Source organism: Natronosalvus rutilus, assembly GCF_024204665.1.
Lineage (GTDB): Archaea > Halobacteriota > Halobacteria > Halobacteriales > Natrialbaceae > Natronosalvus > Natronosalvus rutilus.
On record NZ_CP100355.1, the window covers coordinates 2,550,499 to 2,572,334 of the forward strand.

A 21,836-nucleotide genomic window follows, 5' to 3' on the forward strand; every position below is an offset into this window, starting at 1 on the left:
CAACTGTCTCAGAGTTCGACACCACCTACAACGAATCTCCGTAGTACCGCTCACACAGTCTGAGGAACTCCTGCGACCGGTCGCGTTCGCTCCGTAGCGTTCGTGTCACCACTCTCGCGTACTCCGTGATGTGGCTATCACCCGGTTCCGGGATGCGATTCTGGACCGCATCGTTCAACTCACGAACCGGTTCCCGAACGTTGCTGACGTCTTTCGACGGAAGCGGGCTGCGTTCGAACGGCTCGATCCGCTTGATGGCGTTCTCAATACTGGACACCTGCGCGGAGACGGATTCGTACCGCTCTCGCGAGACGGCTACCCCATTCGGCCGTGGAGTATTGAACGCGTGAATCCAGACGGTTCCGTTTCGATGTTTCTCCTTGAATTCGTCGACCGTGTCGCAGTCGAAGGCATCGCGGCGAGTCACGTAGCCGCCAAAATTGTATCGTCGCCAGCACTTCGCACCCGCCACGTACACCGGATTCGTTCCGGTATCCGGTGCCAGCTGGATGGTCCCCGGTTTCGGGTCGGGTTCGTCACCGGGTTGCCAGCCCACCCACGCGTCGTCCCCGGCTTCGTCGATGGCGAGTTCGCCACAGGCGCTACACACGGGATTTGCGTAGCCGATGGGCAGGTTGGTCGCGTCGCGTTCCTGAATCCCCGCAGACGGCACATCGAAGGACTCGAGGCGGCGCCTCGTCGTCTGGTGGTCCATAGCGGTCGAACGTAATAATCTCGTCGGGGGGTTGGGCGTCGGCCGTCAATCCCTTGAAGTCGAATCGTTCGCGATTCATAGTCGACCAGTCTTCTCCACATATTTCATTTCGGTATAAAAACTCTCGTTCGGAAATCGTGGTCGTGTTTAGTCGAAGCTAACGGACGAGGTGTGGTGATTTTCAGCTCATCTATAGCGAGAATCCCCGCATCGGTGGTTGTAGCAACTGAATCGAAGGACACGTTGTGGGGCGAGAACGGACACCGCGTCGGTCGATGAAATTGCATTGTACCGATGGGTGCCGATTTTAAACCGAACGTCACAGCAATCGGAACGGCGTCGAACGTGTCTTCAAGAGAGACCCCTCGTTCAACAATAGCGTCAGTCACGTCGTTCTAGCAATCACCGAAATGTGGTCACAAGCCTTCGCCGTCTGGTGGAATTCGCCTATCTGAACACGATGGTATGACCAGGCCCTATTCATTCCAGTGAGTGCGGACATCAGTACTGCCACAGCAGGAAGGTTTTTAAGCTTCGTTACAAAGTCAATAGTAGCAGTTCATCGCGTCTCTCGACCGCGTTGACCGGGCGCTCGGTACTCGATTGACCGATTCTTCCTGAAGATATCGGCCAGTTGGTCCGTCGATGCTGAGTCTGGCAGTGCCGTAGACCACAACAGTGGATCTCGGTCAAATTGTGACGAGACAGCGACCCCCTCTCTATGAGCGACGATACGACCCACTCAGACTTACACGAACGCATCGTAACACAGGTACCCTCGCATCTGGACGTTACCGAGGTCCAGTACGAGGGCCCAGACCTCGTTATCTACACCGAGACCCCTCGCAAGTTCGCTGAAAACAGCGACCTCATCGGGGACCTCGCACGGACACTCCGAAAACGGGTGACGATACGGCCAGCACCGGGGGCCCAGTCGAGCCCGTCGGGCGCGGAGACGAAGATCCGTGAAATCGCGCCTGACGAGGCCCAGATTCAGGACCTCGAGTTCTATCCGACGATTGGGGAGGTGATCGTCGAAGCCGAGAAGCCAGGGCTCGTTATCGGACAGCGAGGAAGTACCCTCCGCGAGATCACCCGGGAAATCGGCTGGAACCTGGAAGTGGTCCGAACGCCGCCGATGGAGTCCTCGACCGTCGACAACGTCAGGAACTTCCTGACCCAGGAGCGTGGCGAACGGCGCGAGTTTCTTGGAAAGGTCGGCGAGAAGATACACAGAGAACCCGAGAAGGACCTCGAGTGGGTTCGGATCACGACGCTGGGCTGTTGCCGCGAAGTTGGTCGCGCGAGTTTCGTGCTTCACACCCCCAATACGAGGATTCTCATCGATTGCGGTGACAAACCCGGCGCCGAGGGAGAAGTACCTTACCTTCACGCCCCCGAGGCGATGCCGCTAACGGGTATCGACGCCGTCGTGCTGACCCACGCTCACCTCGACCACAGCGCGTTGCTTCCACTCTTGTTTAAGTACGGGTACGATGGCCCGATTTACACGACGGAACCGACGCGAGACCTGATGGGGCTGTTGCAACTCGACTACCTGACCGTTGCCTCGAAGGAAGGACGAACGCCGCCGTACTCGAGCGAGCAGGTCCGACAGGCGATCAAGCACACGATTCCGGTCGAGTACGGCGACGTCACCGACATCGCGCCGGACGTCAAACTGACGATGCACAATGCGGGGCACATTCTGGGCAGCGCGTCCGCGCACTTTCACATCGGAAACGGGTTCTACAACATCCTCTTCTCGGGCGACGTTCACTACGAGCCGACGCGGCTGTTCAACGGTGCCGTGAATGACTTCCCCCGTGTGGAGACGATGGTCATGGAATCGACGTACGGCCGCCGTGGCGACTATCAGACGGACACCGAGGAGAGCGAACAGAGGGTCCACGAGATCATCAGGGAAACGTACGAAAAGGACGGGATCGTCGTCATCCCCGCATTCGCGGTCGGTCGGTCCCAGGAACTGATGTTAGTGCTGGAGGAAGCGATGCGGGAGGGGACGATTCCAACGATGCCAGTCTATCTGGATGGCATGATTCGAGAGGCGACCGCAATTCACACGGCCTATCCCGAGTATCTCAGAGACGGGCTACAACAGCGCATTTTACACGAAGACGAGAACCCGTTCATCGCAGACCAGTTCCAGCAGGTGGACGGTGGACAGGAAATGCGCGAAGACATTGCGAGCGGTGAGCCCTGCGTGATCCTCTCGACGTCCGGGATGGTAACCGGCGGACCGATCATGTCCTGGCTCGAACTGCTCGGACCGGACCCGACGAACACCCTCATGTTCGTCGGGTATCAGGCCGAGGGGACCCTCGGACGCAGAATTCAGGGCGGGAACGTGGAAATCACCCTTCCTGGACGGGCCGATCGCGCAAATCGCCTGACGCTCGAACTCAGGATCGAATCGGTAAGCGGCTTCTCCGGTCACGCCGACCGAGCCGGACTCGAGCAGTACGTCGGCGAGATGAATCCACGACCGGAGACGATCCTGTGCGTCCACGGCGACGAACAGGCGACGGATCAACTTTCTTCTGCACTGTACCAGAACTACAACGTCAGGACCTACCAGCCGAAGAATCTGGAGACGTTCCGGTTCCCCTGATACCTGTTCATCGTTTTGAAGGACTCAACAGCGCGAACCAGTAGTCAGCGTTCCCCATGAACTAGCCCGTATCCAACGAAATAGCCAAATCCAACCACTATCGTTCCCCACACCGCGATAATCGCAACAGGCACGACCGCTCCGCTGGAGGAGACACCGTCGTTCGTCACTACGTGTGGCAGTACGAGGCCGAGCGTGAGAACGGCGTAACCCATCCCAACGAATCCGAGATAAACGCGGAGGGGATACATTCCACCTTACACGCCGAGAAAAACGGCAAGAAAGATGCAATACGGCCACGCGATCAGGTTCGCTATAATAAGCTGGCCCAGAAAGGACTCCGACGAGGTCCCAAAGAGACCCGGGTAAAACGGTGCGACGAACAGGGCGAGGATACCGACGACAGCGAGAGCGTACGTGATCCGAAGACGAGACCATCGAGACATGTTCTATTCATCTATCTAATGTTTGAATACTGTAATGGATATTTCGATGTAGAACCTCTATCCAAAACCGTCACTCTGGAAACCGCTCACTACCGTGCAAGTATGCTACTTGAGCTCCCGAAGTCGGTGCGATCGACGTTACCCGGTCCAACGAATCTCGTACTCGAGTTCGTATCGTTGCTCGCCGGTTTCGGAATCGGTGAGTCGCTCGAGTTCGACCTCGAACGTCGGCGTATCGGGAATCGTGACGCGCTCGTCCTCCGTCGCACTCTCGAGGTGGACGGTGCCGGTTTCGATCTGTTTGGCAGCTACAGTGAGGGCCTCGGCAATCTCCGCTCGGGACCGTGGTTCCTCCGTTTTGAAAAGTTCTTCTTCGGGCATCAGTCGATACCACGTCGACTAGCGGGATATAGCACCAACCCGCTTTCCACGCGTTGGTAACGGCACGTACTTGCGAACCGATATCTCGTAACTGTGGGTTCCGCGCTCTAAGATAATCGAAATGTCTTTACTCGGATCGTCAAAAATCAGGGTGTGGACGACAAACGAGTCCAGTTTTGGGTACTCTATCTCACACGTTTTGCGGAAGGGTTTGGCTTCATTACGCTGATCACGCTGCTGCCGTACTACATCAATTCGCTCGATCCGTCGAGTACGACCGTTCTCGGGATAACGATTAGCACTGGTCTCATTATCGGGCTGTATACGACCGGATTTACCCTCGCCCAGACCGTCGCTGTCGTCCCGCTCGCCTGGGCAGGTGATCGCTTCGATAAACGGCTCGTCTTGCTCATCGTGCTCGGTGTCGGCGTTGGCGTTTACGCGCTGTTTCCGGTCGTCGATTCGAGCGCTTCCTTCATCGCTATCCGTGCGCTTCAGGGGATCGCCGTCACCGGGACTGGCCTGATGACGCTGTCGCTCGTCGGCCAGATCGCCGACGTGGGGACGCGAGCGAACTACATCGGGAAGGCGAACGCAGCGAGTTTTGGGGCGTCGATACTCGGCAGTATCAGCGCGGGGACGCTCTACGACGCGTTCGGGTTCGGTCCGATCTTCCTCGTCATCGTCTGCATCATGGTCGTTGCCTGGGTCGGAACCTTCTGGTTCCTGAACCCGGACGAGACGCGAATCGAAGGGTTCCCGTTTTCGGGGTTGGCACTCAATCGGCGCATCTTGACGCTCTCGACGTTCCGCTTCCAGTACGCGTTCGCTGTAACTCTCGTTCGAACGTGGGTGCCGATTTTCGCCGGCGTTTCCGCTGCTGAAGGCGGACTCGCCTATGGCGGCTTCGCCGTCGCGCTGACGGTCGTCGCTGAAAAGTTCACTAACATGTGCTGCCAACCGTTTACCGGACGGCTCTCGGACGGATACGGACGGGCACTGTTCGTCTTTGCAGGTGGGGCAGCCTACGGACTCATCGCGTTGGTCGTCCCGCTCTCACCATGGCTGGGGGGAGTACTCGGGTTTCCCGCTGAACTCGTCGTAACAGTTCCCGGTGTGCTCGCCGGGAGCACGCTCCCTGCGTGGCTGCCATACGACTCGATTACCGATCAACTCGTACTGATTGGCGAGGTATCTCCGGCATTTTTCCCGCTCGTTTTCCTCTCCGGACTCCTCGGCATCGCCGATAGCTTTCGTGAACCAGCAAGCATGGCGTTGTTCGCCGACGAAGGCACCGAGGAAGGTGGTGTCGCCTCGAGTTTCGGTATCCGTGAACTCGTCTGGCGTCCAGGAAGCGTGATCGCTCCGCTGCTCGGTGGTTGGCTGATGGTCGAGGTGAGTATGGCGTCGGTCTTCTACGTCGGTGGTGCGTTCGCGCTGACTGGCGTGACGACGTTTCTTGTTATTCTCGTGCGTTTCCATGGACGAAGCGCGCTCTTGGAGTGGTGAGGAAAATCGATTCGAATTCTCGTTGTCTCCCGTAGGACTCTTGCAGGAGACCGTGAGATACTCTTGCAATTGACTGTATAGGTAGCTTGAAGAAAAGCGCGATCAGATGCCACTGAGTTGTTCGTGTACTCGCCGGTACTCCGCCGAAATTGAACCATCCGTTCGTTCTTCAATCCAGACGATTCCATCGACGATCTCTCTCAGTGCAGAGAGCGTTGCCTCATTGTGTCTGGTGTACTCGAGACCGAGGACGACGAGCCCCGAGTCAGTCCGCCCCTCGATGAGGTGTTCGAGGACACTGATAGTGCGTTCCAGACCCTCGTCTGCGAGTAGCGGCGTGAGTGATCGAATCCCAAAATGGGTCGTCCGGCTATCGCTCGCCATCGAGGCTTCTAGCTCCCAGAGTGCGAGTACGAGCCGAGTCAATTCGACTGAGTGTGGTAACGAGACGACTGGATACTTTTGAAACGGGGAGGAAGGATGGTTTTGCGGAGTCGCATCGACGACCCCGAATCGACCCGAATCTGGTGATTCGAGAGCCGTTTGCTGGCGGATCGTTCGTTCAGCAGAAATAGCCGTCGTGACGACAATTCGGCGTTCTTCGGGAGACGTATAACGATCCAAAATCCGGAGCGAGACGGCGTGCTCCTCCAGTGGAGCGGGTTTTGCGACGAGGATCACTGAATCCTCGGTAAGACTGTCTGGAAGTCCCTCGAAATCGAGTGCTCGGAGGTGTTCGTCGGAGTTGGGTGTTGGCATAGGTGTTTTTCGAGTCTGGGTTAGTCACTCACTGTTCGATTCTGGAGTCGATGACTGATCGAGCGTACAGAGTGTCGGTTCGGGATAGTACCGTTCACCGCTCGATTGGCATACTGCGACGACGGTCGAATCAGTCGTCGTCACTGAAACACCCGCTTCCAACGGGTCAATCGTTGCTTCTTCGAGCTCACCCCCGCAGGCTGCACAGGGAAGGTCACGTTCTGAAGTCATGATTCACAGGATACGTCTGGTATACCGCTCAGCAGAGATTCCACGGACCGGTTTCAAGCAAATGTGCGGCCAAATCGATCAGATCCGATATGGGGCAGCTACGAACGGTGAAGATAACCTGGCCGCACTGAAGCTGAATTCTAGTTTTCTAGTGACGCGTAAGTATTTTTCGTCCATTTTTGACGTCCCTTCATAACGACATAGTTGAACCGCTGGAACTATACCACTGGGTCCTCATCCTGTTACTATGGGTTTTGGAAGCTACGATGAGTCTGAGCAACAGCATCAAAACGCGGATACAGAAGATGACGAAGATGCTGCCGTGAGTGTCCACGAACACGAACACGAGGGTACGATTACTGTCGAAAACGGTAGTTCGACCGACGACCTACTCGGCCAACTCAAAGACATCAAAGACAAGAAAGCACAGGACGACGAGTGAGGTCGCTGTTAGATCGTCCCATCGTCGAGTGAACCTATACTTATAATTCGCACATCAGCAAACATTGCCTAGAGATATTTCAGGAGCGTATCACTCGAGCGGGTGGGTCGCGCTTCAATTCAAACTAGCTGGATAATATCTCCGTTCGATGAAGCGTGGATATCTCGCCCAAGTGCGTATCCTTGATTCGAGGCGAGGTCGATGTAACCGGAGAAGCCTTTGAGGTCCTGGTGAGCGGGGATGATGTGTTGAGGCTGAAGCGCGTCGAGCATCGCGTAGTGGCCCTCCTGACAGAGGTGACCCGACACGTGAATATCGGAATACACGCGGGCGCCCTGCATGCCGAGCAGTTTCTCGGCCTGGTATCGCTGGCCCTCGTTGGTTGGTTCGGGGATGACGCGGGCGGAGAAGACGACTTTGTCGCCGTCGTCCAGTTCGTAGGAGGTCTCACCGCGAGCCATGCGGGTGAGCATCGCGCGGGGTTCGCCCTGGTGGCCCGTGACGATAGGGAAGAAATCCTCTTTGCCATCGTTCATAATGCGCTCGAACGACTGGTCGATCGATCTTCGATACCCAAACATACCCAGATTGTCCGGGAAGTCGACGAAGCCGAGTCGTTCCGCAGTGCCGGAGTACTTCTCCATCGAGCGCCCGAGTAGAACGGGCTGGCGGCCGATGTCGTCGGCGAACTCGACGAGACTCTTCACGCGAGCGATGTGTGAGGAGAACGTGGTGGCGACGATGCCGCCGTCGTAGTCTTCCATGCTGTAGAGGACGTCGCGCAGGTGTTCACGAGCGACGTTCTCGGAGGGGGTTCGGCCCTTCTTGTTCGCGTTGGTGCAGTCCTCGATGTAACAGAGGACGCCTTCGCCCTCGCGCCCGATCTCACGGAAGCGCTTCATGTCGATGGGGTCGCCGATGACCGGCGTGTGGTCCATGCGCTTGTCCAGGCCGTAGACGATGGCGCCTTCGGGCGTGTGGAGGACCGGGTTGATCGCGTCGATGATCGAGTGGGTGACGTTGACGAACTCGAGTTCACAGCCGTGATCCCCGATGGTCATCGACTCGCCCGGGTCCATCTCGACGAGGTCGCTGTCCGAACTGAATTTGTCTTCGTCCTCGAGTTCCTGTTCGACTAACGCGAGCGTAAATGGCGTCGCGACGACGGGGGCGTCGTAGCGGTGGGCGAGCTTCGAGATCGCGCCGATGTGGTCGAGGTGACCGTGGGTGGGGACGATCGCCTGGACGTCACCGTCGAGGTCGCTCATGACTCGATCGTCGGGGATGGCGCCCATGTCGATCAGATCGAGGCTGTGCATGTTCTCCGTCTGGATGTTGTCGTGAATGAGGACCTTCGAGAGGTTCAGACCCATGTCGAAGATGACGACGTCGTTTCCTGCGCGAACGGCAGTCATCTGCCGTCCAACTTCTTCGTAACCGCCGATGGTTGCAATTTCGATTTCCATAGATTGGCCGATCATAGCGGTCCAGACACAGGGAATGGGAAGAGAGCGAGTACAGCGTCAGTGAGATGCGTCGATCGCGGTAACACACGTGTTCGTCGTCGTGACGTTCACCCGCATCCGTGTGAGGGACAGCGCGTCTTTCGGTTAGATAGATAGTGACTCTTCGAACCTATATACTTCGGGGTTCGTGCTCGAGAAGCACACCCAATAGGCGACTGGCGCCCACTCGAGGTGGTTCTCATGGACGACGAACGGTTCTAAAGAGTCCGACGCCGTCTGGTCAAGATTACAGCGTGAGAACGGGGTTGGGGCAGATTTGAACCGAAGGAAGACGTTCTTGCTCGCTCACTCCGTTCGCTGTGCGAGCTGCGACTTTCAGGGTTCAAATCTACCCGTGACAACTTTTCAGCGACAAGCGACTCGCTACGCTCACGACTTCGTCGTTCGCATTTCCGTGGCGCGTAGCGCCACGCTACGCTCGTCGCGTTGTGTCGCTGAAAAGTGGGTTGGGGCAGATTTGAACTGCCGGCCTCCTCCATGTCAAGGAGGTGTCATAACCAGACTAGACCACCAACCCGTCCGGTTCGTGTCTTCGTCCTGCAGTCAATCGTTGCCCGCCACCCTAATTGAAGGTTTCGAATCGGTGGCCGTGCGCGAGTCCTCACCACGGACGAGGCTCCGACACGCTTAAGTCGATGTACTTGTTTGATCATTACAAGACAAACCCGTACATTGGTGTCCCCCTATGAAACCATACGTCGAACACGTAACTGACGGTCACGACCTGACGCAAGCCGACGCTCGAGCCGCCTCCAACGCGGTCTTCGAGGGTGCAACCGAGGCCCAGATCGGCGCGCTGCTGACGGCCCTGCGCGCGAAAGGCGAAACGGAAGCCGAAATCGCGGGCTTCGCGGAGGGCATGCGAAACGCCGCGCGAACGATCGACCCCGACCGCGAACCGCTCGTCGACACCTGCGGTACCGGAGGCGACGACTACAACACGATCAACGTGTCGACGACGAGCGCCATCGTCGCCGCGGGTGCGGGCGTGCCAGTCGCCAAACACGGCAACTACTCGGTGTCGTCCTCGTCTGGCAGCGCCGACGTGCTCGAGGAGGTCGGCGTCACCATCGACGCCGAACCGCCGGCCGTCGAGCGGACCATCGAGGACGAGGGCATCGGCTTCATGCTCGCTCCCGTCTTTCACCCTGCGATGAAGGCCGTGATCGGGCCGCGTCAGGAACTCGGCATACGAACGATCTTCAACGTCCTCGGCCCGCTCACGAACCCCGCCGGCGCGGACGCCCAGGTCGTCGGCGTGTACGACCCCGATCTGGTTCCGATCCTCGCTCGGGCGCTCGCGCGAATGGACGTCGACCGGGCGCTCGTCGTCCACGGAGCCGGCACCGACGAGATAGCCATCCACGGCGAGACGCGAGTCGCCGAGGTCGACGGCGAAACGGTCCAGGAGTACACCCTCGAGCCGGCCGACCTCGGCCTCGAGCGCCACGCCATCGACGACATCTCGGGCGGAACGCCCGCGGAAAACGCCGCCGACCTGCGAGGCATCGTCGAGGGGGACGTCGACGGGGCCAAACGCGACGTCATCCTGGCGAACGCCGGCGCCGCCATCTACGTCGCCGGCGAGGCGCCGACCCTCGAGGCCGGCGCGGACCGCGCGTTCGAGGCGATCCGGAGCGGAGACGCGAGCGCGACGCTCGAGCGACTGTGCGGAGTCGCCCCGGAGGTCCGGTGACGTGACGCGCGTCAAGATCTGCGGCCTCACTCGGGAGACCGACCTCGAGGCGGCCGTCGACGCCGGTGCTGACGCCGTCGGAATCGTCTCGGATGTCCCGATCGACACGCCGCGCGACGTCGCTCCCGAGCGGGCGGCCGATCTGGTTGCCGCCGCGCCGCCGTTCGTGACGACCGTCCTGGTAACCATGCCGACTGGCCCCGAGCGATCGATCGAACTCGTCGAGCGAGTCGACCCGGACGCGATCCAGATCCACGGCGGGATGCGCCCCGGCGACCTCGCGTACCTCCGTGCCAAGGTCGACGCGCAGGTGTTCCTCGCGGTCGACGCGGAACGGGTGACGGCCGCCTCGCGGTACGACGACCTCGCGGACGCGTTGGTCGTGGACTCGGCGGGCGAACAGGGCGCGGGCGGGACCGGGGAGACCCACGACTGGGAACGGACCCGGGCGGCGACCGCGGACCTCGAGTCGCCCGTGATCCTCGCCGGCGGGTTGACGCCCGACAACGTCGAGGACGCCATTCGGACCGTCTCGCCGTTCGCCGTCGACGTCTCGAGCGGTATCGAAGCCCGCCCCGGCGTCAAAGACCTGGACGCCGTCCGATCGTTCGTCGAGCGAGGCCGCCGAACGGCGACGAACGACTCTCGTCCACGAGTGGTCGAGCCGTGAGAGATTTCATGCACGTTACGAGGGAGCGATGACGGATTCCAGACCGACGACCACGATACAATCTGCCAACACGGCGACGCTCGAAACCGACCGCGAGACCTTTCGTGCCTACGCGAACGCCGCCGACCGATCCGACCGACCGGCCGTCGTACGCGTCCAGGCGACGCTCGAGGTTGAGACGACGCCGCTCGCCGCCTACGCTGCACTCACCGGGAGAACGGCGACGGGCCGCACCGAAGCCAGCGAGCACGACGGCAAGCGAACGCCCTACGCGTTCCTGCTCGAGAGCGCCGAAAAGACGCCCTCGAGCGACCCGGACGGGGCCTTCCAGCCGAACGCGAGCACGGCGGAGCGCCACGCCCGCTTCTCGTACGTGGGCTACGATCCCGACGCCGTCGTGACGGTCGGGTCCGAGGGAGTCGAGGTCGAGGCGCTCTCGACTGCGGCGCCGCTCGAGGCGATCGAAATCGATAGCAGTGGGGCCGAATCCGGGGCCAGACCTGGGACCGGGATCGGGGCTGGGGACACCCTCGACGCACTCCGTGGCGCACTCCCCGACGTCCGCCTCGAGAACGTGCCAGACCGGGACCGCCAGCACTTCGACGGCGGACTCGTCGGTTTTCTCGCCTACGACGCCGTCTACGACCTCTGGCTCGAGGAGGTCGGTCGCGAGCGACCCGAGTCGCGATTTCCGGACGCTCAGTTCGTCCTGACGACGAAGACGCTGTCCTTCGACGAACGGGACGGGTCTGTTTCGCTCGTGTTCACGCCGGTCCTCGAGGCCGACGACGACCCGGACGCAGTGTACGACGAGCTTAAGGCCGAAGCGACGCGCGTCCTGGAGACGCTGGAGTCGGCGACGGCACTCGAGACCGGGGGTTTCCGTTGCCAGGGCGAGACCGCTGGCTCGAAGGAAGACTACGAGGCTTACGTCGAGAAGGCCAAAGAGCACGTCCTCGACGGCGACATCTACCAGGGCGTGATCTCCCGTCGGCGGGAACTCCGCGGCGACATCGATCCGCTGGGCTTTTACGAGTCGATGCGGGCCGTGAACCCCTCGCCGTACATGTACCTGCTCGAGCACGACGACCTCACCGTCGTCGGCGCGAGCCCGGAAACGCTCATCTCCGTTCGCGGGCGCGAAATTATGTCGAACCCCATCGCAGGGACCTGCGACCGAGGCTCGAGCCCCGTCGAGGACCGTCGACTGGCCGGCGAGATGCTCGCCGACGGCAAGGAACGAGCCGAGCACACGATGCTGGTCGACCTGGCGCGAAACGACGTTCGACGGGTCGCCGAGGCGGGATCGGTCCGCGTCGACGAGTTCATGAACGTCCTCAAGTACAGCCACGTCCAGCACATCGAGTCGACGGTCACCGGCACGCTCCGGGAGGACCTGGACGCGTTCGACGCGACCCGTGCAGCGTTCCCCGCCGGGACGCTCTCGGGGGCGCCCAAGGTCCGGGCCATGGAGGTCATCGACGACCTCGAGGACGAACCACGCGGGCTCTACGGCGGCGGCGTCGGCTACTTCTCGTGGACGGGCGACGCCGACGTCGCGATCGTCATCCGGACGGCGACGGTCGAGGAACGGGACGACGACCAGCTGATCACGGTTCGGGCGGGCGCGGGACTCGTCGCCGACAGCGACCCGTCCGCCGAGTACGACGAGACCGAGAAGAAGATGGGTGGCGTAGTGAGCGCCCTCGAGCGGATCGACGTAGACTCAAGTGCGAGCGGGGGTTCGGAGCACAGCGGTGAAGGTGGCGACCGGGATCGTTGCGAGCGGGGCGAGTACGACGAACAGGACGAGGCCGACGGACAGGACGACCACGACGAGCACAGCGAGCACGGCGAAAATGCCGTCGCGGAGGCTCGCCGATGAGTTCCTCGCGCGACGACCGCGTCGTCGGCGCACCCGCCGAGACCGAAACTGAACCGTCTCGTCCAAACGTCCTCGTCGTCGACAACTACGACTCGTTCACGTACAATCTGGTCGAGTACGTCAGCGAGCACGCCGAGACGACGGTCCTCAAGAATACCGCTTCGCTCGAGGACGTCCGCGCGGTAGAGGCCGATGCAATCATCATCAGTCCCGGCCCCGGCCATCCGAAGAACGACCGGGACGTGGGCGTCTCGATGGACGTCATCCGGGAACTGCGATCGACGATTCCGATCCTCGGCGTCTGCCTCGGCCTCGAGGCTGTCGTCTACGCCCTCGGCGGGACGGTCGACCGCGCTCCGGCGCCGATTCACGGGAAGGCCTCACCCGTTTCCCACGACGGGCAGGGCGTCTTCTCGGGGCTCGAACAGGGGTTCCAGGCCGGCCGGTACCACTCACTCGTCGCGGTGGACGTGCCCGACTGTCTCGAAGTGACGGCGACGACCGACCACGACGGCGAGTCGCTCGTGATGGGCGTTCGCCACGTCGACCCGGACGTGCCGCTCGAGTGCGTGCAGTTTCACCCAGAAAGCGTCCTCACCGCTGCCGGACACGACGTCATCGAGAACTTTCTCGACGGAATCGGTTCTCAGAACGGAAGGACGTCGAGATAGCCGACGGTGTACAGTCCAGCGAGGACGACGGCGGCGACCAGACCGATTCGGATCGCCATCTTGATCGCGAACCTGACCGCGGCGACGACGACGAAGAGGACGACGAGTGCCGCGAGCACCATGAGCACCGGTGAACCTGTAATCGGATCGAGCATAACTACCTACGCGCGCTATAGATACCTAATACTTCCGACCATCTTGACAGTAATTCGGAGGTGAACGTTTCGTCGGCGACAGCCAGTCGAGTCGCTCGAGCCGCGAGTCGAGGTGACGCATCGAAACCACGAACGGATCAGGCACCCCACCGTGTCGTGTGTTCGCGAGATCGTCACGCGAACCAGTCGAAAAACTAAAAACTGCCGTACGTAGCTTCTCCGAACGGAAATGCGATCACTTTCGGTCCCCTCTGGAAATCATTAAGACCGTTGGGTTCCTAGTGACTCACAGACGCCACGGCGGCAGTCTCAGTCGCCGGTTTCATTTGCGAGCACCGACAGGTATAAACACAACTGAAATTGCGTTCTTACAACTCAGGTAGATTTATAGGGTTGGGAGAACACCAAACCGTCGTCACTACTCATGGAACGGAACACTCAATTTTCGGGGAAACTCGCGTCAGGAGACTCCTGCGTACTCGAGGTGGCACGCGCATGAGCGAGTCCGAACTCACCGCGGACGACCTCACGTTACCGATCAAGCGCACCGAAGGGGAGACACTCGAGGAGCGAATGACGGCCAACGCCTACCAGAACATCCTTCCTGCCCGCTACCTCCGGAAGGACGCCGACGGCGAACTCGCCGAGACCCAGGAGGAGTTGTTCGAGCGCGTCGGGAAGAACATCGCGCTGGCCGAGGCGGTGTACGAGGCGAACAACCAGGACCTCGAGATCACGGTCACGCCAGACCAGCTCAAGCCGGGTCACCCGCGCCGGGACGAACTCGCCGCGGAGGTATTCGGGGAGGGGACCACCGTGGACGACGATATCGAGACAACGCTGACCGAGCGGAACGTCAACAAGTTCGCCTACGACACGATCGTTCCCGAACTCCCGGAACCCGTGCGGGAGCACGTCGAGGACGTCGCCGAGACGTTCATCGAGGGGATGGAGAGCCTCTCGTTCATGCCGAACTCGCCGACGCTGATGAACGCCGGCGACGAACTCCAGCAGCTCTCGGCGTGTTTCGTCATGAGCCCCGACGACGATCTTGCAGACATCCACGAGACGGCCAAGAAGGCCGCCGAGGTTTTCCAGTCCGGCGGCGGCGTCGGCTACGGCTTCTGGCAACTGCGCCCGTTCGGAGACAGCGTCGGCTCTACGGGCGGCATCGCCTCCGGGCCGATCACCTTCATGCGGACATACGACCAGCTCTGTGAAACCATCGCGCAGGGCGGGACGCGGCGAGGCGCCCAGATGGGCATCATGCGCGTCTCGCACCCGGACGTCATCGAGTTCATCCACGCCAAGAACAAGGACGTCTCGCTGGCGCACACCCTGCGGCTCAACGACCCCGACGACTATACGTACACGACGTTCGCCGAGGCGCTCGAGGAGGCCCGCGACCTGATCGACGACGACGGGAAGGTACCGAAACACCTGCGCAACGCCGTCGAGGGCCACCTCTCGAACTTCAACATCTCCGTGGGCGTCACGGACGCGTTCATGGAAGCCGTCCAGGACGGCGAGGAGTACACGTTCACCAACCCGCGGACCGAGGAGCCTCACATCGCCACCGCCGAGACCAAAGAGATGTACGAGCGCTACGACCTCGGCGAGTACGTCGAGGTTGGCGAACCGCTCTCGGTGCCCGCCGAACTCATCTGGGAACGCATCGTCGAGGGCGCCCACGAGAACGGCGAACCGGGGGTCATCTACCTCGAGCGGGTCAACAAGGAACACTCCTTCGACGTCGAGGAGCACCCCGACCACCGGATTCTGGCGACGAATCCCTGCGGCGAACAGCCGCTCGAGGAGTTCGAGGCCTGCAACCTGGGCCACATCAACCTCTCGACGCTGGCGGACTTCGACGCCCCCGACTGGCGGGTCTGGTCGGCCGAACACGCCGACGAGTACGAGAGCCACGAAGAGGCCGTCGCCGCGTTCCTCGAGGACGCCATCGACTGGGAGGCGTTCGACGAGCGCATCGAGTACGGGACTCGCTTCCTCGAGAACGTCGTCACCATGTCCGACTTCCCGGTCGAGGAGATCGAAGAGACCGTTCGCCGGATGCGCAAAATCGGGCTGGGCATCATGGGCCTCGCCCAGCTGTACATCCAGCTCGGCATCAAGTACGGCAGCGACGAGGGCAACGAGGTCGCCCGCCAGCTGATGACCCACATCAACCACGGCGCGAAAGCGACCAGCCACGAACTCGCCGAAGAGCGCGGCTCCTTCGCCGACTGGGACGACTCGAAGTACGCGAACCCCACCGAGTACCGCGAGTGGTTCGAGGGTCAGACCGGCGAGTCCGCCGACGACTGGACCGACGGCTACCCCATCCGGAACCACAACGTGACGACCATCGCGCCCACCGGTACGACCTCGATGGTCGGCAACACGACCGGCGGTTGTGAACCCATCTACAACGTCGCCTACTACAAAAACGTCACCGACGACGTCCAGGGCGACGAGATGCTCGTCGAGTTCGACGACTACTTCCTCCGCGTGCTCGAGGCCAACGACGTCGACGTCGAGGCCGCGAAACGCGAGGCCCAGGAACAGATGGCCACGAACCAGTTCGACGGCGTCGAGGGACTCGAGACGGTCCCGGACGCCATCGGCGAACTGTTCGTCATCACCGCGGACCTCTCGGCGAAAGATCACGCCGCGGTCCAGTGTGCCTGTCAGGAGGGCGTCGACTCCGCGATTTCGAAGACGGTCAACGCGCCCAACGACTCCACGCTCGAGGACGCCAAGGACGTCTTCGAGTGGGTCTACGAGCACGGCGGCAAGGGCGTCACCTACTACCGAGACGGCACCCGGACGAAGCAGGTGTTAACGACGCGAGCCGACAACACGGAGTACGCCGACGAGCAGGAAGCGGCCGAAGCGTTGCTCGAGCAGATCGACGACATCTTCGGCGGCCTCGAGCAGTTCTTAGAGAGCGCGGACGTCCGGGAGGTCCTCGAGGCCGACGGGGCGACCCTCGGCGACGAGGACGAACCCGTCACAGTCGACTTCGCCGAGAAGCGCGAACGTCCCGATTCGCTCCAGGGCGTGAGCCAGCGGATCGACACCGGCTACGGCAAGGTGTACGTGACGATCAACGAGGACCCCGAGACCGGCCAGCCGTTCGAACTCTTCGCGAACATCGGTCACTCCGGCGGCTTCACGAACTCCTTCACTGAGGCGCTCGCGAAGGTCATCTCCACGTCGCTGCGTTCGGGCGTCGATCCCGAGGAAGTCATCGACGAACTCTGTGGGACCCGGAGTCCGAAAGTCGCCTGGGACAAGGGCGAACAGATCCAGTCGATTCCGGACGCCATCGGTACCGCGATGCGTCGGTATCTCGACGACGAAATCGACAAACCCTACCCGCGACAGCAGACGCTCGAGGAGTCAGCGGACGCCGAGACTGACGCCGAAACCGGTCTCGAGACCGACGTAGAGGTCGTCGATACCGACCACGAGACCGACGGCGGTGCGGCGACTGCGGACGAACGAGACGCCACGCAGGACCTCATCGACGCCGGCGAGTCACCGGAGTGTCCCTCCTGTGGATCGCTCTCGCTGTACTTCTCGGAGGGGTGTAAGACCTGCGAGTCCTGCGGTTGGAGCGAGTGTTGATCGAGTACTAGTAGCATCCGGCACCGATTCGGATTTTTAGCTTTCCAGATTTTCGATGGCGGGTTCGATTTCACTTGAGGAGTGGCTCTCGAGCCAGTGGCCAACTGAAATCGAATCCTATCTGGCGCATCCCACGTCCGTCGAGAGGTTCTCGAGAGGTTATCGAGATGAGCGGCGAATGTCCGTGTCAGGCCTGAACCCGACGACGTGACCATCCTACGGGGCTCAGTTGAAACCCTGGCGGGTGATACTTCCGACTCGAATACAGCCAGTACAGTTGATACACTACTTGGGCGGGTCTGCGGAGTCACCGAATCCGCTTCCATACGTTTCGATGACATCCGTAATGGTGACTTCGTACGCGTCGTACCACTCAGTCCACCGCTGTTTCGCTCGTTTGTGGTCTGCATCCGCGCCAAACGCATCGAGCGCATCGAGTGTCTCCCAGTAGTAGACGACGAGCACCTCGTCACTTGCTGGGTCGTTCCACGTTCGTTTGCCGCGATACCCGTCCGTCTCTTCGGCAACGGCCTGGATTGAATCGTTCAACTCGTGGAACTCCGCATCGTACTCTCCCGGATCCAGGCGAAACGTAACCAGGTACATCGATACCTGTACCCAGGCGTTCGCGGTCAAAAAGATTCGCTTCCGCGAACACGAGATGCGCCGGAGACACCCCCTGCCAAGCGCGCAGTCCACGCACGATACACGAGGGCAACCTTCGACAGCGCCTCCGACGGAACACTTAGCACGCCCGACGGCGAAACCCAGCCAATGACCGACGCTGGACCCGCGTGTCCCAGTTGCGGGGCCCACCTCTACAAACGTCACTGCAAGTACGTCTGTCCGCAACACGGCGTCGTCTACGATTGTTCTGATCCGTTTCGATAGTCCCAGTCGACAGCAGGCTCAGCGACTTCGATACTCCCACGACGGCGGACGACTCACCGACTGAGTTCACCGAAACGACTACCCCCTCGAGTGCCCCACGTTCTGACGATTCCCGTCGCATGCCCACCAAACCGACGATTCTCGGCGTCGACGACGAGCGCGACCTGGTCGACCTCTACGCGAGCTGGATGCGCGACAGCTACGCCGTTCGCACCGCCTACACGGGTCGCGGCGCACTCGAGCAGTTGAGCGACGAGGTCGACGTCGTGCTGCTCGATCGACAGATGCCCGATCTCACCGGCGACGAGGTCCTGGACGAACTCCGCCGTCGAGGCCACGACTGCTGGGTCATCATGGTCACCGCCGTCGACCCCGGACTCGACATCATCGATCTCGACGTCGACGACTACGTGACGAAGCCGGTCTCGCGAACGACGTTGACGCGCCTGATCGAAACCCTCCGCGCGAAGTCGCGATACGGTCAGCACGGTCGCCGCGAAGTGGCGGCCCTCTCGAACAAGAAGGAAGCGATCGACGGTTCCCTCTCGATCGATGACCTGGAAGGAACCGAGCGATACCGACAACTCGAGGCGGATCTGCAGGAACTCGGTAACTCGATGGGAGACGGGTTTGCCGAAGGGGAATAGCGCAGGGGTTCGCCGAAGTCGAGTAGCGCAAGGATCTGCCAGGGACGAGTAGCGCAAGGATCTGCCGAAGGCGAGTAGCGCGAATACCGTGAGGACACAGGAACGTGAACGGAGACGCGTCTCCGTTCACTCGAGCGACGTCCTCGCGGTCGACCCGGTTCGGAGATGGCTGTAGATCGACGGTGCGAACAGTGCGACGGCGACGACCGCCGCCGATCCGGCGAGGACGAGCCCGTGCTGACCGACCCCGTCGACCAGGACGTCGTTCGTGAGATTGGCCGCCGAGGCACCGACGAGAACGGCTGCGATCGTCCACGGCAGCTCACCGAGGGCCGTTCCGACGACGAGGTGTCGAAGCCGGACCTCGCTGACGGCGGCGGCGGCCGTCGCGACGTCCGAGGGAATCGGGGCGAGTCGCGACGTGACGACGCCGCGAACGGGGCCGACGGCGTCGTAGTACTGGTCGATCACGTCGCAACTCCGCCCGAGGATGCCTGCGAGTGGGCGTCCCTCGCCGGCCAACCGGTCGGTTCCCCCGACGAGCCAGCGAACCACGAGGTAGGTCGGAATTACGGTCAGCGAGACGCCGAACAGGGCGACGGGGAGGCCGAGAACCGCGCCATAGCCGTAGCCGACTAGGACGGCGAGCGGCGTCGTCGGCCACGCGAAGAGGGGCCGGACAGCGTACAGGACGGCGACGGCGAGTCCGAACCGGTACGGGTCGCCGGCGACGGATTCGAGCACGCCGACCGTGGCCGACGGCGAGACGAGCAGGCTCGCGAGGAAGACGAGACCCACGAGTACCGTCCCGAGGAGGGCTCGAGTGGTGATCGGCGACGCCATCGATTGGCCGGAGGTTCGAACGCCGGGGTTGAAACCTTTCTGTCTCGTGATGTTCTCCCGAGGTGATAGCAGCGGTTCCCTTCCTTCCAATCTCCGTGTTGTTCGGTACTGAGAGCACCAAACCGGCCGATAGGGCCGAGCGCCGACACAACGTTTATCACTATCCACGGAACACTCGAGAGCGAGCACGATGGCCGAAGACGACCGCGTCGACCTCGGACTCGCTCTCCTCGAGCGACTCGAGCACGAGTCGCTCCCGCTCCCGGCGGTCGTCGACCGGATCGAGACGATCACTACGGATCCCGCGGTGACGCGAACGATCCTCGACGAGGCGGAACTGCGTGGCATCATCGACCGGGAGGACGGCATCGTTCGCGTGAAGAGCCGCCAGTACGTCCGGTTCGAAGAACAGGTCGTCACCAGGGACGGCGAGTTCTCCTGTCGACGCTGTGGCGCCGGGCTCTCGACGGGTCACTTCATCAAGCTCGAGGCCGGCGAACTCGGGCCGTTTGGCTCGTCGTGTATCAGGAAAGTCACGGGGCGAGAGTGAGGGCGGTGGTCATGTCAGAAACGCCGCCGTAACGCCATAACTATACGTTCGGGAGTTGCTATAATTCCGGTAGCTTTTATAATTCCGATAGCTTCTATAGTCTCGATAGCTTTGCCAGCAACAGTTATCGACCCTGCCGAAGCTCCTCGATCAACTGTTCGATAGTCGCCTGCTGCGCCTCGAGCAACTCGGTCTGGGCCTCGACGGCCGACTCGAGCGACTCGATCCGCTCGAGCAGCTCCGGGTCGGCCGAGGGCGAGTCGGTCGTCGACGTGTCCCGGACTGTGCCGGTCGAGACCGAAGATCGACCGGTCACGCTGGATTCGTCGTGCAGGGCGTCGTCGGCGGTCTGCTGCTGGGCTGTCTGCCCGGCACCTTCGTCCGTATTTGACCCCAAATCGAAGGCGCTCGAGGAGCCGAGTGGGTCGCTGGATGAGTCGGTCTCGGTCGGTTCCTGGCTCGCGGTCGTCTCCCCGCCGAGGTCGTCTGGCTCCGGTGGGTTCGCATCCAGCGGGTCGACACCGATACCAAAGTCGACGCCTGACGCCGACTCGGTCGTCGGTTCGTCTGCATCGTCTTCGTCTGCTGCGAGGAGTGCGTTGAGTTCCTCGAGCGTCTCGACGTCGTGGAACGAACAGAGCGCGCGCTTGAGGCGTTCAGCGACCTCGTCGGCCTGGTCATTCGGGGCTTTGATCCGCTGCTGGCGACCGTCCACCCCGAGGACGACCTGCGTGGCGACGCTGCCGTCCTCGAAGGAGAGGTTCGTCACGTCGGCGTAGTGGTACTGCTCGAAGTCGCTGTCCCAGACGGCCTCGCCGATGTGTTTGACGAGTCGATCGCTCGTGATGATCAGGGTGAGTTCGCTGAAGCGGAACGTCTTGAGGACGGTTTCGCCCGAGTCGGTGATGTCGTTGCCGGTGAGGACGCCGGCGAGAACGGGGTGGAGGACCTCGTCGGTTCGATTGCCCGGAATCGTGAACTCGCGTTCGCCATCGAGGGGGTACTCGAGCGTAAATCGTGTCTTTCGGCGCCCCTCCGAGAGGGTGAGTCGGTCGGCGTCGTGCGAGAACGTGTCGACGGATTCGTCGCTCAGCAGTCCTTCGGCGCGATAGATGATGGTCCTGGAGGGTGTGATGAACAGTTCGTCGTCACCACCGAGTGGCACTCGAGCGGCGATTTCCTCGCCCTCGAGCGTCGACTGGACGATACCGGGAACGGTCATGCACCGTGGTTCGTATGGGCTGGTGATAAATCCGTGGGTAGGGATTACACGCCGTCGGCGAATGGGAAGGTTAAAGAAACACAGCGAACAACCGGCAGTTGCAGCAAGCCCGGGTGGCTTAGCTGGACATAGCGCCGCACTCATAGGGTTCAGAGATTCGGTGCGGTTTCGCCTTGGAAGCCTCCGTGTCCCTCGAGGACTCTGCCGAGCCTCGAACCTGGGACATGCGGAGATCGAGGGTTCGGAGCCCTCCCCGGGCATATTACCATTTGTGTCGGTGCCCGCTATTAACGACCCCGAGCTGTGCGTCTCCTCACTGGTGTACGGGGTGGGTA

19 protein-coding genes and 2 tRNA genes are annotated in these 21,836 nt (G+C 61.4%); 12 read left to right on the top strand and 9 right to left on the bottom strand.

Going from position 1 to position 21,836, the window contains the following annotated elements:
• Positions 1 to 25 precede the first annotated feature (25 nt).
• Positions 26 to 715 carry a hypothetical protein gene (locus NGM29_RS12145; RefSeq protein WP_254156507.1) on the bottom strand — a complete coding sequence of 230 codons (690 nt, stop codon included), beginning with the start codon at positions 713 to 715 and terminating at the stop codon, positions 26 to 28.
• Positions 716 to 1,436: 721 nt separating this feature from the next.
• On the opposite strand from NGM29_RS12145, the gene NGM29_RS12155 reads away from it, so the two are divergent.
• Complete coding sequence (locus NGM29_RS12155; RefSeq protein ID WP_254156509.1) at positions 1,437 to 3,347, top strand: beta-CASP ribonuclease aCPSF1; 1,911 nt, start codon at positions 1,437 to 1,439, stop codon at positions 3,345 to 3,347.
• Positions 3,348 to 3,931: 584 nt separating this feature from the next.
• On the opposite strand, the gene NGM29_RS12160 is transcribed toward NGM29_RS12155, so the two are convergent.
• Positions 3,932 to 4,174 carry an amphi-Trp domain-containing protein gene (locus NGM29_RS12160; protein WP_254156510.1) on the bottom strand — a complete coding sequence of 81 codons (243 nt, stop codon included), beginning with the start codon at positions 4,172 to 4,174 and terminating at the stop codon, positions 3,932 to 3,934.
• A 153-nt stretch (positions 4,175 to 4,327) separates the two neighbouring features.
• Here NGM29_RS12160 and NGM29_RS12165 point away from each other — a divergent pair, with 153 nt between their 5' ends.
• Positions 4,328 to 5,683 (top strand): MFS transporter, encoded by a 1,356-nt coding sequence (locus NGM29_RS12165; protein WP_254156511.1) that lies wholly within the window; start codon positions 4,328 to 4,330, stop codon positions 5,681 to 5,683.
• Between the two features lie 102 nt (positions 5,684 to 5,785).
• Here NGM29_RS12165 and NGM29_RS21475 read toward each other — a convergent pair whose 3' ends face one another.
• Positions 5,786 to 6,442, bottom strand: a complete 657-nt coding sequence (locus tag NGM29_RS21475) for a DUF7504 family protein (RefSeq protein ID WP_425499142.1) — start codon at positions 6,440 to 6,442, stop codon at positions 5,786 to 5,788.
• Positions 6,443 to 6,920: 478 nt separating this feature from the next.
• Between NGM29_RS21475 and NGM29_RS12175 the strand changes: the two genes are divergently transcribed.
• Positions 6,921 to 7,115, top strand: coding sequence for a DUF5786 family protein (locus NGM29_RS12175; protein WP_254156513.1), 195 nt, complete (start codon positions 6,921 to 6,923; stop codon positions 7,113 to 7,115).
• A 119-nt stretch (positions 7,116 to 7,234) separates the two neighbouring features.
• Here NGM29_RS12175 and NGM29_RS12180 read toward each other — a convergent pair whose 3' ends face one another.
• A complete protein-coding gene (locus NGM29_RS12180; RefSeq protein ID WP_254160544.1) occupies positions 7,235 to 8,581 on the bottom strand; it encodes a ribonuclease J in 1,347 nt (448 codons plus the stop codon).
• A 502-nt stretch (positions 8,582 to 9,083) separates the two neighbouring features.
• Positions 9,084 to 9,158, bottom strand: a tRNA-Val gene (locus NGM29_RS12185).
• Between the two features lie 168 nt (positions 9,159 to 9,326).
• Here NGM29_RS12185 and trpD point away from each other — a divergent pair.
• From trpD to trpG, 4 genes are read left to right on the top strand one after another with little or no spacing between them, the layout of a single operon-like run.
• Positions 9,327 to 10,337: an anthranilate phosphoribosyltransferase gene (gene trpD, locus NGM29_RS12190; protein ID WP_254156515.1), complete on the top strand. Its 1,011-nt coding sequence runs from the start codon at positions 9,327 to 9,329 to the stop codon at positions 10,335 to 10,337.
• Position 10,338: 1 nt separating this feature from the next.
• Complete coding sequence (locus NGM29_RS12195; RefSeq protein WP_254156516.1) at positions 10,339 to 11,007, top strand: phosphoribosylanthranilate isomerase; 669 nt, start codon at positions 10,339 to 10,341, stop codon at positions 11,005 to 11,007.
• 28 nt (positions 11,008 to 11,035) lie between these two features.
• Entirely contained in the window at positions 11,036 to 12,892 is a 1,857-nt protein-coding gene (gene trpE, locus NGM29_RS12200; RefSeq protein WP_254156518.1) for an anthranilate synthase component I, read from the top strand.
• Positions 12,889 to 13,563: an anthranilate synthase component II gene (trpG, locus tag NGM29_RS12205; protein ID WP_254156520.1), complete on the top strand. Its 675-nt coding sequence runs from the start codon at positions 12,889 to 12,891 to the stop codon at positions 13,561 to 13,563. The genes trpE and trpG overlap by 4 nt, the downstream gene beginning before the upstream one ends.
• On the opposite strand, the gene NGM29_RS12210 is transcribed toward trpG, so the two are convergent.
• Complete coding sequence (locus NGM29_RS12210; RefSeq protein WP_254156522.1) at positions 13,539 to 13,718, bottom strand: DUF8029 family protein; 180 nt, start codon at positions 13,716 to 13,718, stop codon at positions 13,539 to 13,541. The genes trpG and NGM29_RS12210 overlap by 25 nt on opposite strands.
• Before the next feature lie 495 nt (positions 13,719 to 14,213).
• On the opposite strand from NGM29_RS12210, the gene NGM29_RS12215 reads away from it, so the two are divergent.
• On the top strand, positions 14,214 to 17,348 hold the full coding sequence (locus NGM29_RS12215) for an adenosylcobalamin-dependent ribonucleoside-diphosphate reductase (protein ID WP_254156524.1): 3,135 nt from the start codon (positions 14,214 to 14,216) through the stop codon (positions 17,346 to 17,348).
• A gap of 285 nt (positions 17,349 to 17,633) precedes the next feature.
• On the opposite strand, the gene NGM29_RS12220 is transcribed toward NGM29_RS12215, so the two are convergent.
• Entirely contained in the window at positions 17,634 to 17,954 is a 321-nt protein-coding gene (locus NGM29_RS12220; RefSeq protein WP_254156525.1) for an antibiotic biosynthesis monooxygenase family protein, read from the bottom strand.
• A 168-nt stretch (positions 17,955 to 18,122) separates the two neighbouring features.
• Between NGM29_RS12220 and NGM29_RS21250 the strand changes: the two genes are divergently transcribed.
• Positions 18,123 to 18,239, top strand: a complete 117-nt coding sequence (locus NGM29_RS21250) for an HVO_2523 family zinc finger protein (RefSeq protein ID WP_305882003.1) — start codon at positions 18,123 to 18,125, stop codon at positions 18,237 to 18,239.
• Positions 18,240 to 18,358: 119 nt separating this feature from the next.
• On the top strand, positions 18,359 to 18,886 hold the full coding sequence (locus NGM29_RS12225; protein ID WP_254156526.1) for a response regulator transcription factor: 528 nt from the start codon (positions 18,359 to 18,361) through the stop codon (positions 18,884 to 18,886).
• Positions 18,887 to 19,012: 126 nt separating this feature from the next.
• On the opposite strand, the gene NGM29_RS12230 is transcribed toward NGM29_RS12225, so the two are convergent.
• A complete protein-coding gene (locus NGM29_RS12230) occupies positions 19,013 to 19,729 on the bottom strand; it encodes a TVP38/TMEM64 family protein (RefSeq protein ID WP_254156527.1) in 717 nt (238 codons plus the stop codon).
• A gap of 190 nt (positions 19,730 to 19,919) precedes the next feature.
• Between NGM29_RS12230 and NGM29_RS12235 the strand changes: the two genes are divergently transcribed.
• Complete coding sequence (locus tag NGM29_RS12235) at positions 19,920 to 20,279, top strand: DUF5830 family protein (RefSeq protein ID WP_254156528.1); 360 nt, start codon at positions 19,920 to 19,922, stop codon at positions 20,277 to 20,279.
• Positions 20,280 to 20,403: 124 nt separating this feature from the next.
• Here NGM29_RS12235 and NGM29_RS12240 read toward each other — a convergent pair whose 3' ends face one another.
• On the bottom strand, positions 20,404 to 21,501 hold the full coding sequence (locus NGM29_RS12240) for a DUF7115 domain-containing protein (RefSeq protein WP_254156529.1): 1,098 nt from the start codon (positions 21,499 to 21,501) through the stop codon (positions 20,404 to 20,406).
• A 107-nt stretch (positions 21,502 to 21,608) separates the two neighbouring features.
• On the opposite strand from NGM29_RS12240, the gene NGM29_RS12245 reads away from it, so the two are divergent.
• A tRNA-Met gene (locus tag NGM29_RS12245) sits at positions 21,609 to 21,761 on the top strand.
• Positions 21,762 to 21,836: the final 75 nt, after the last annotated feature.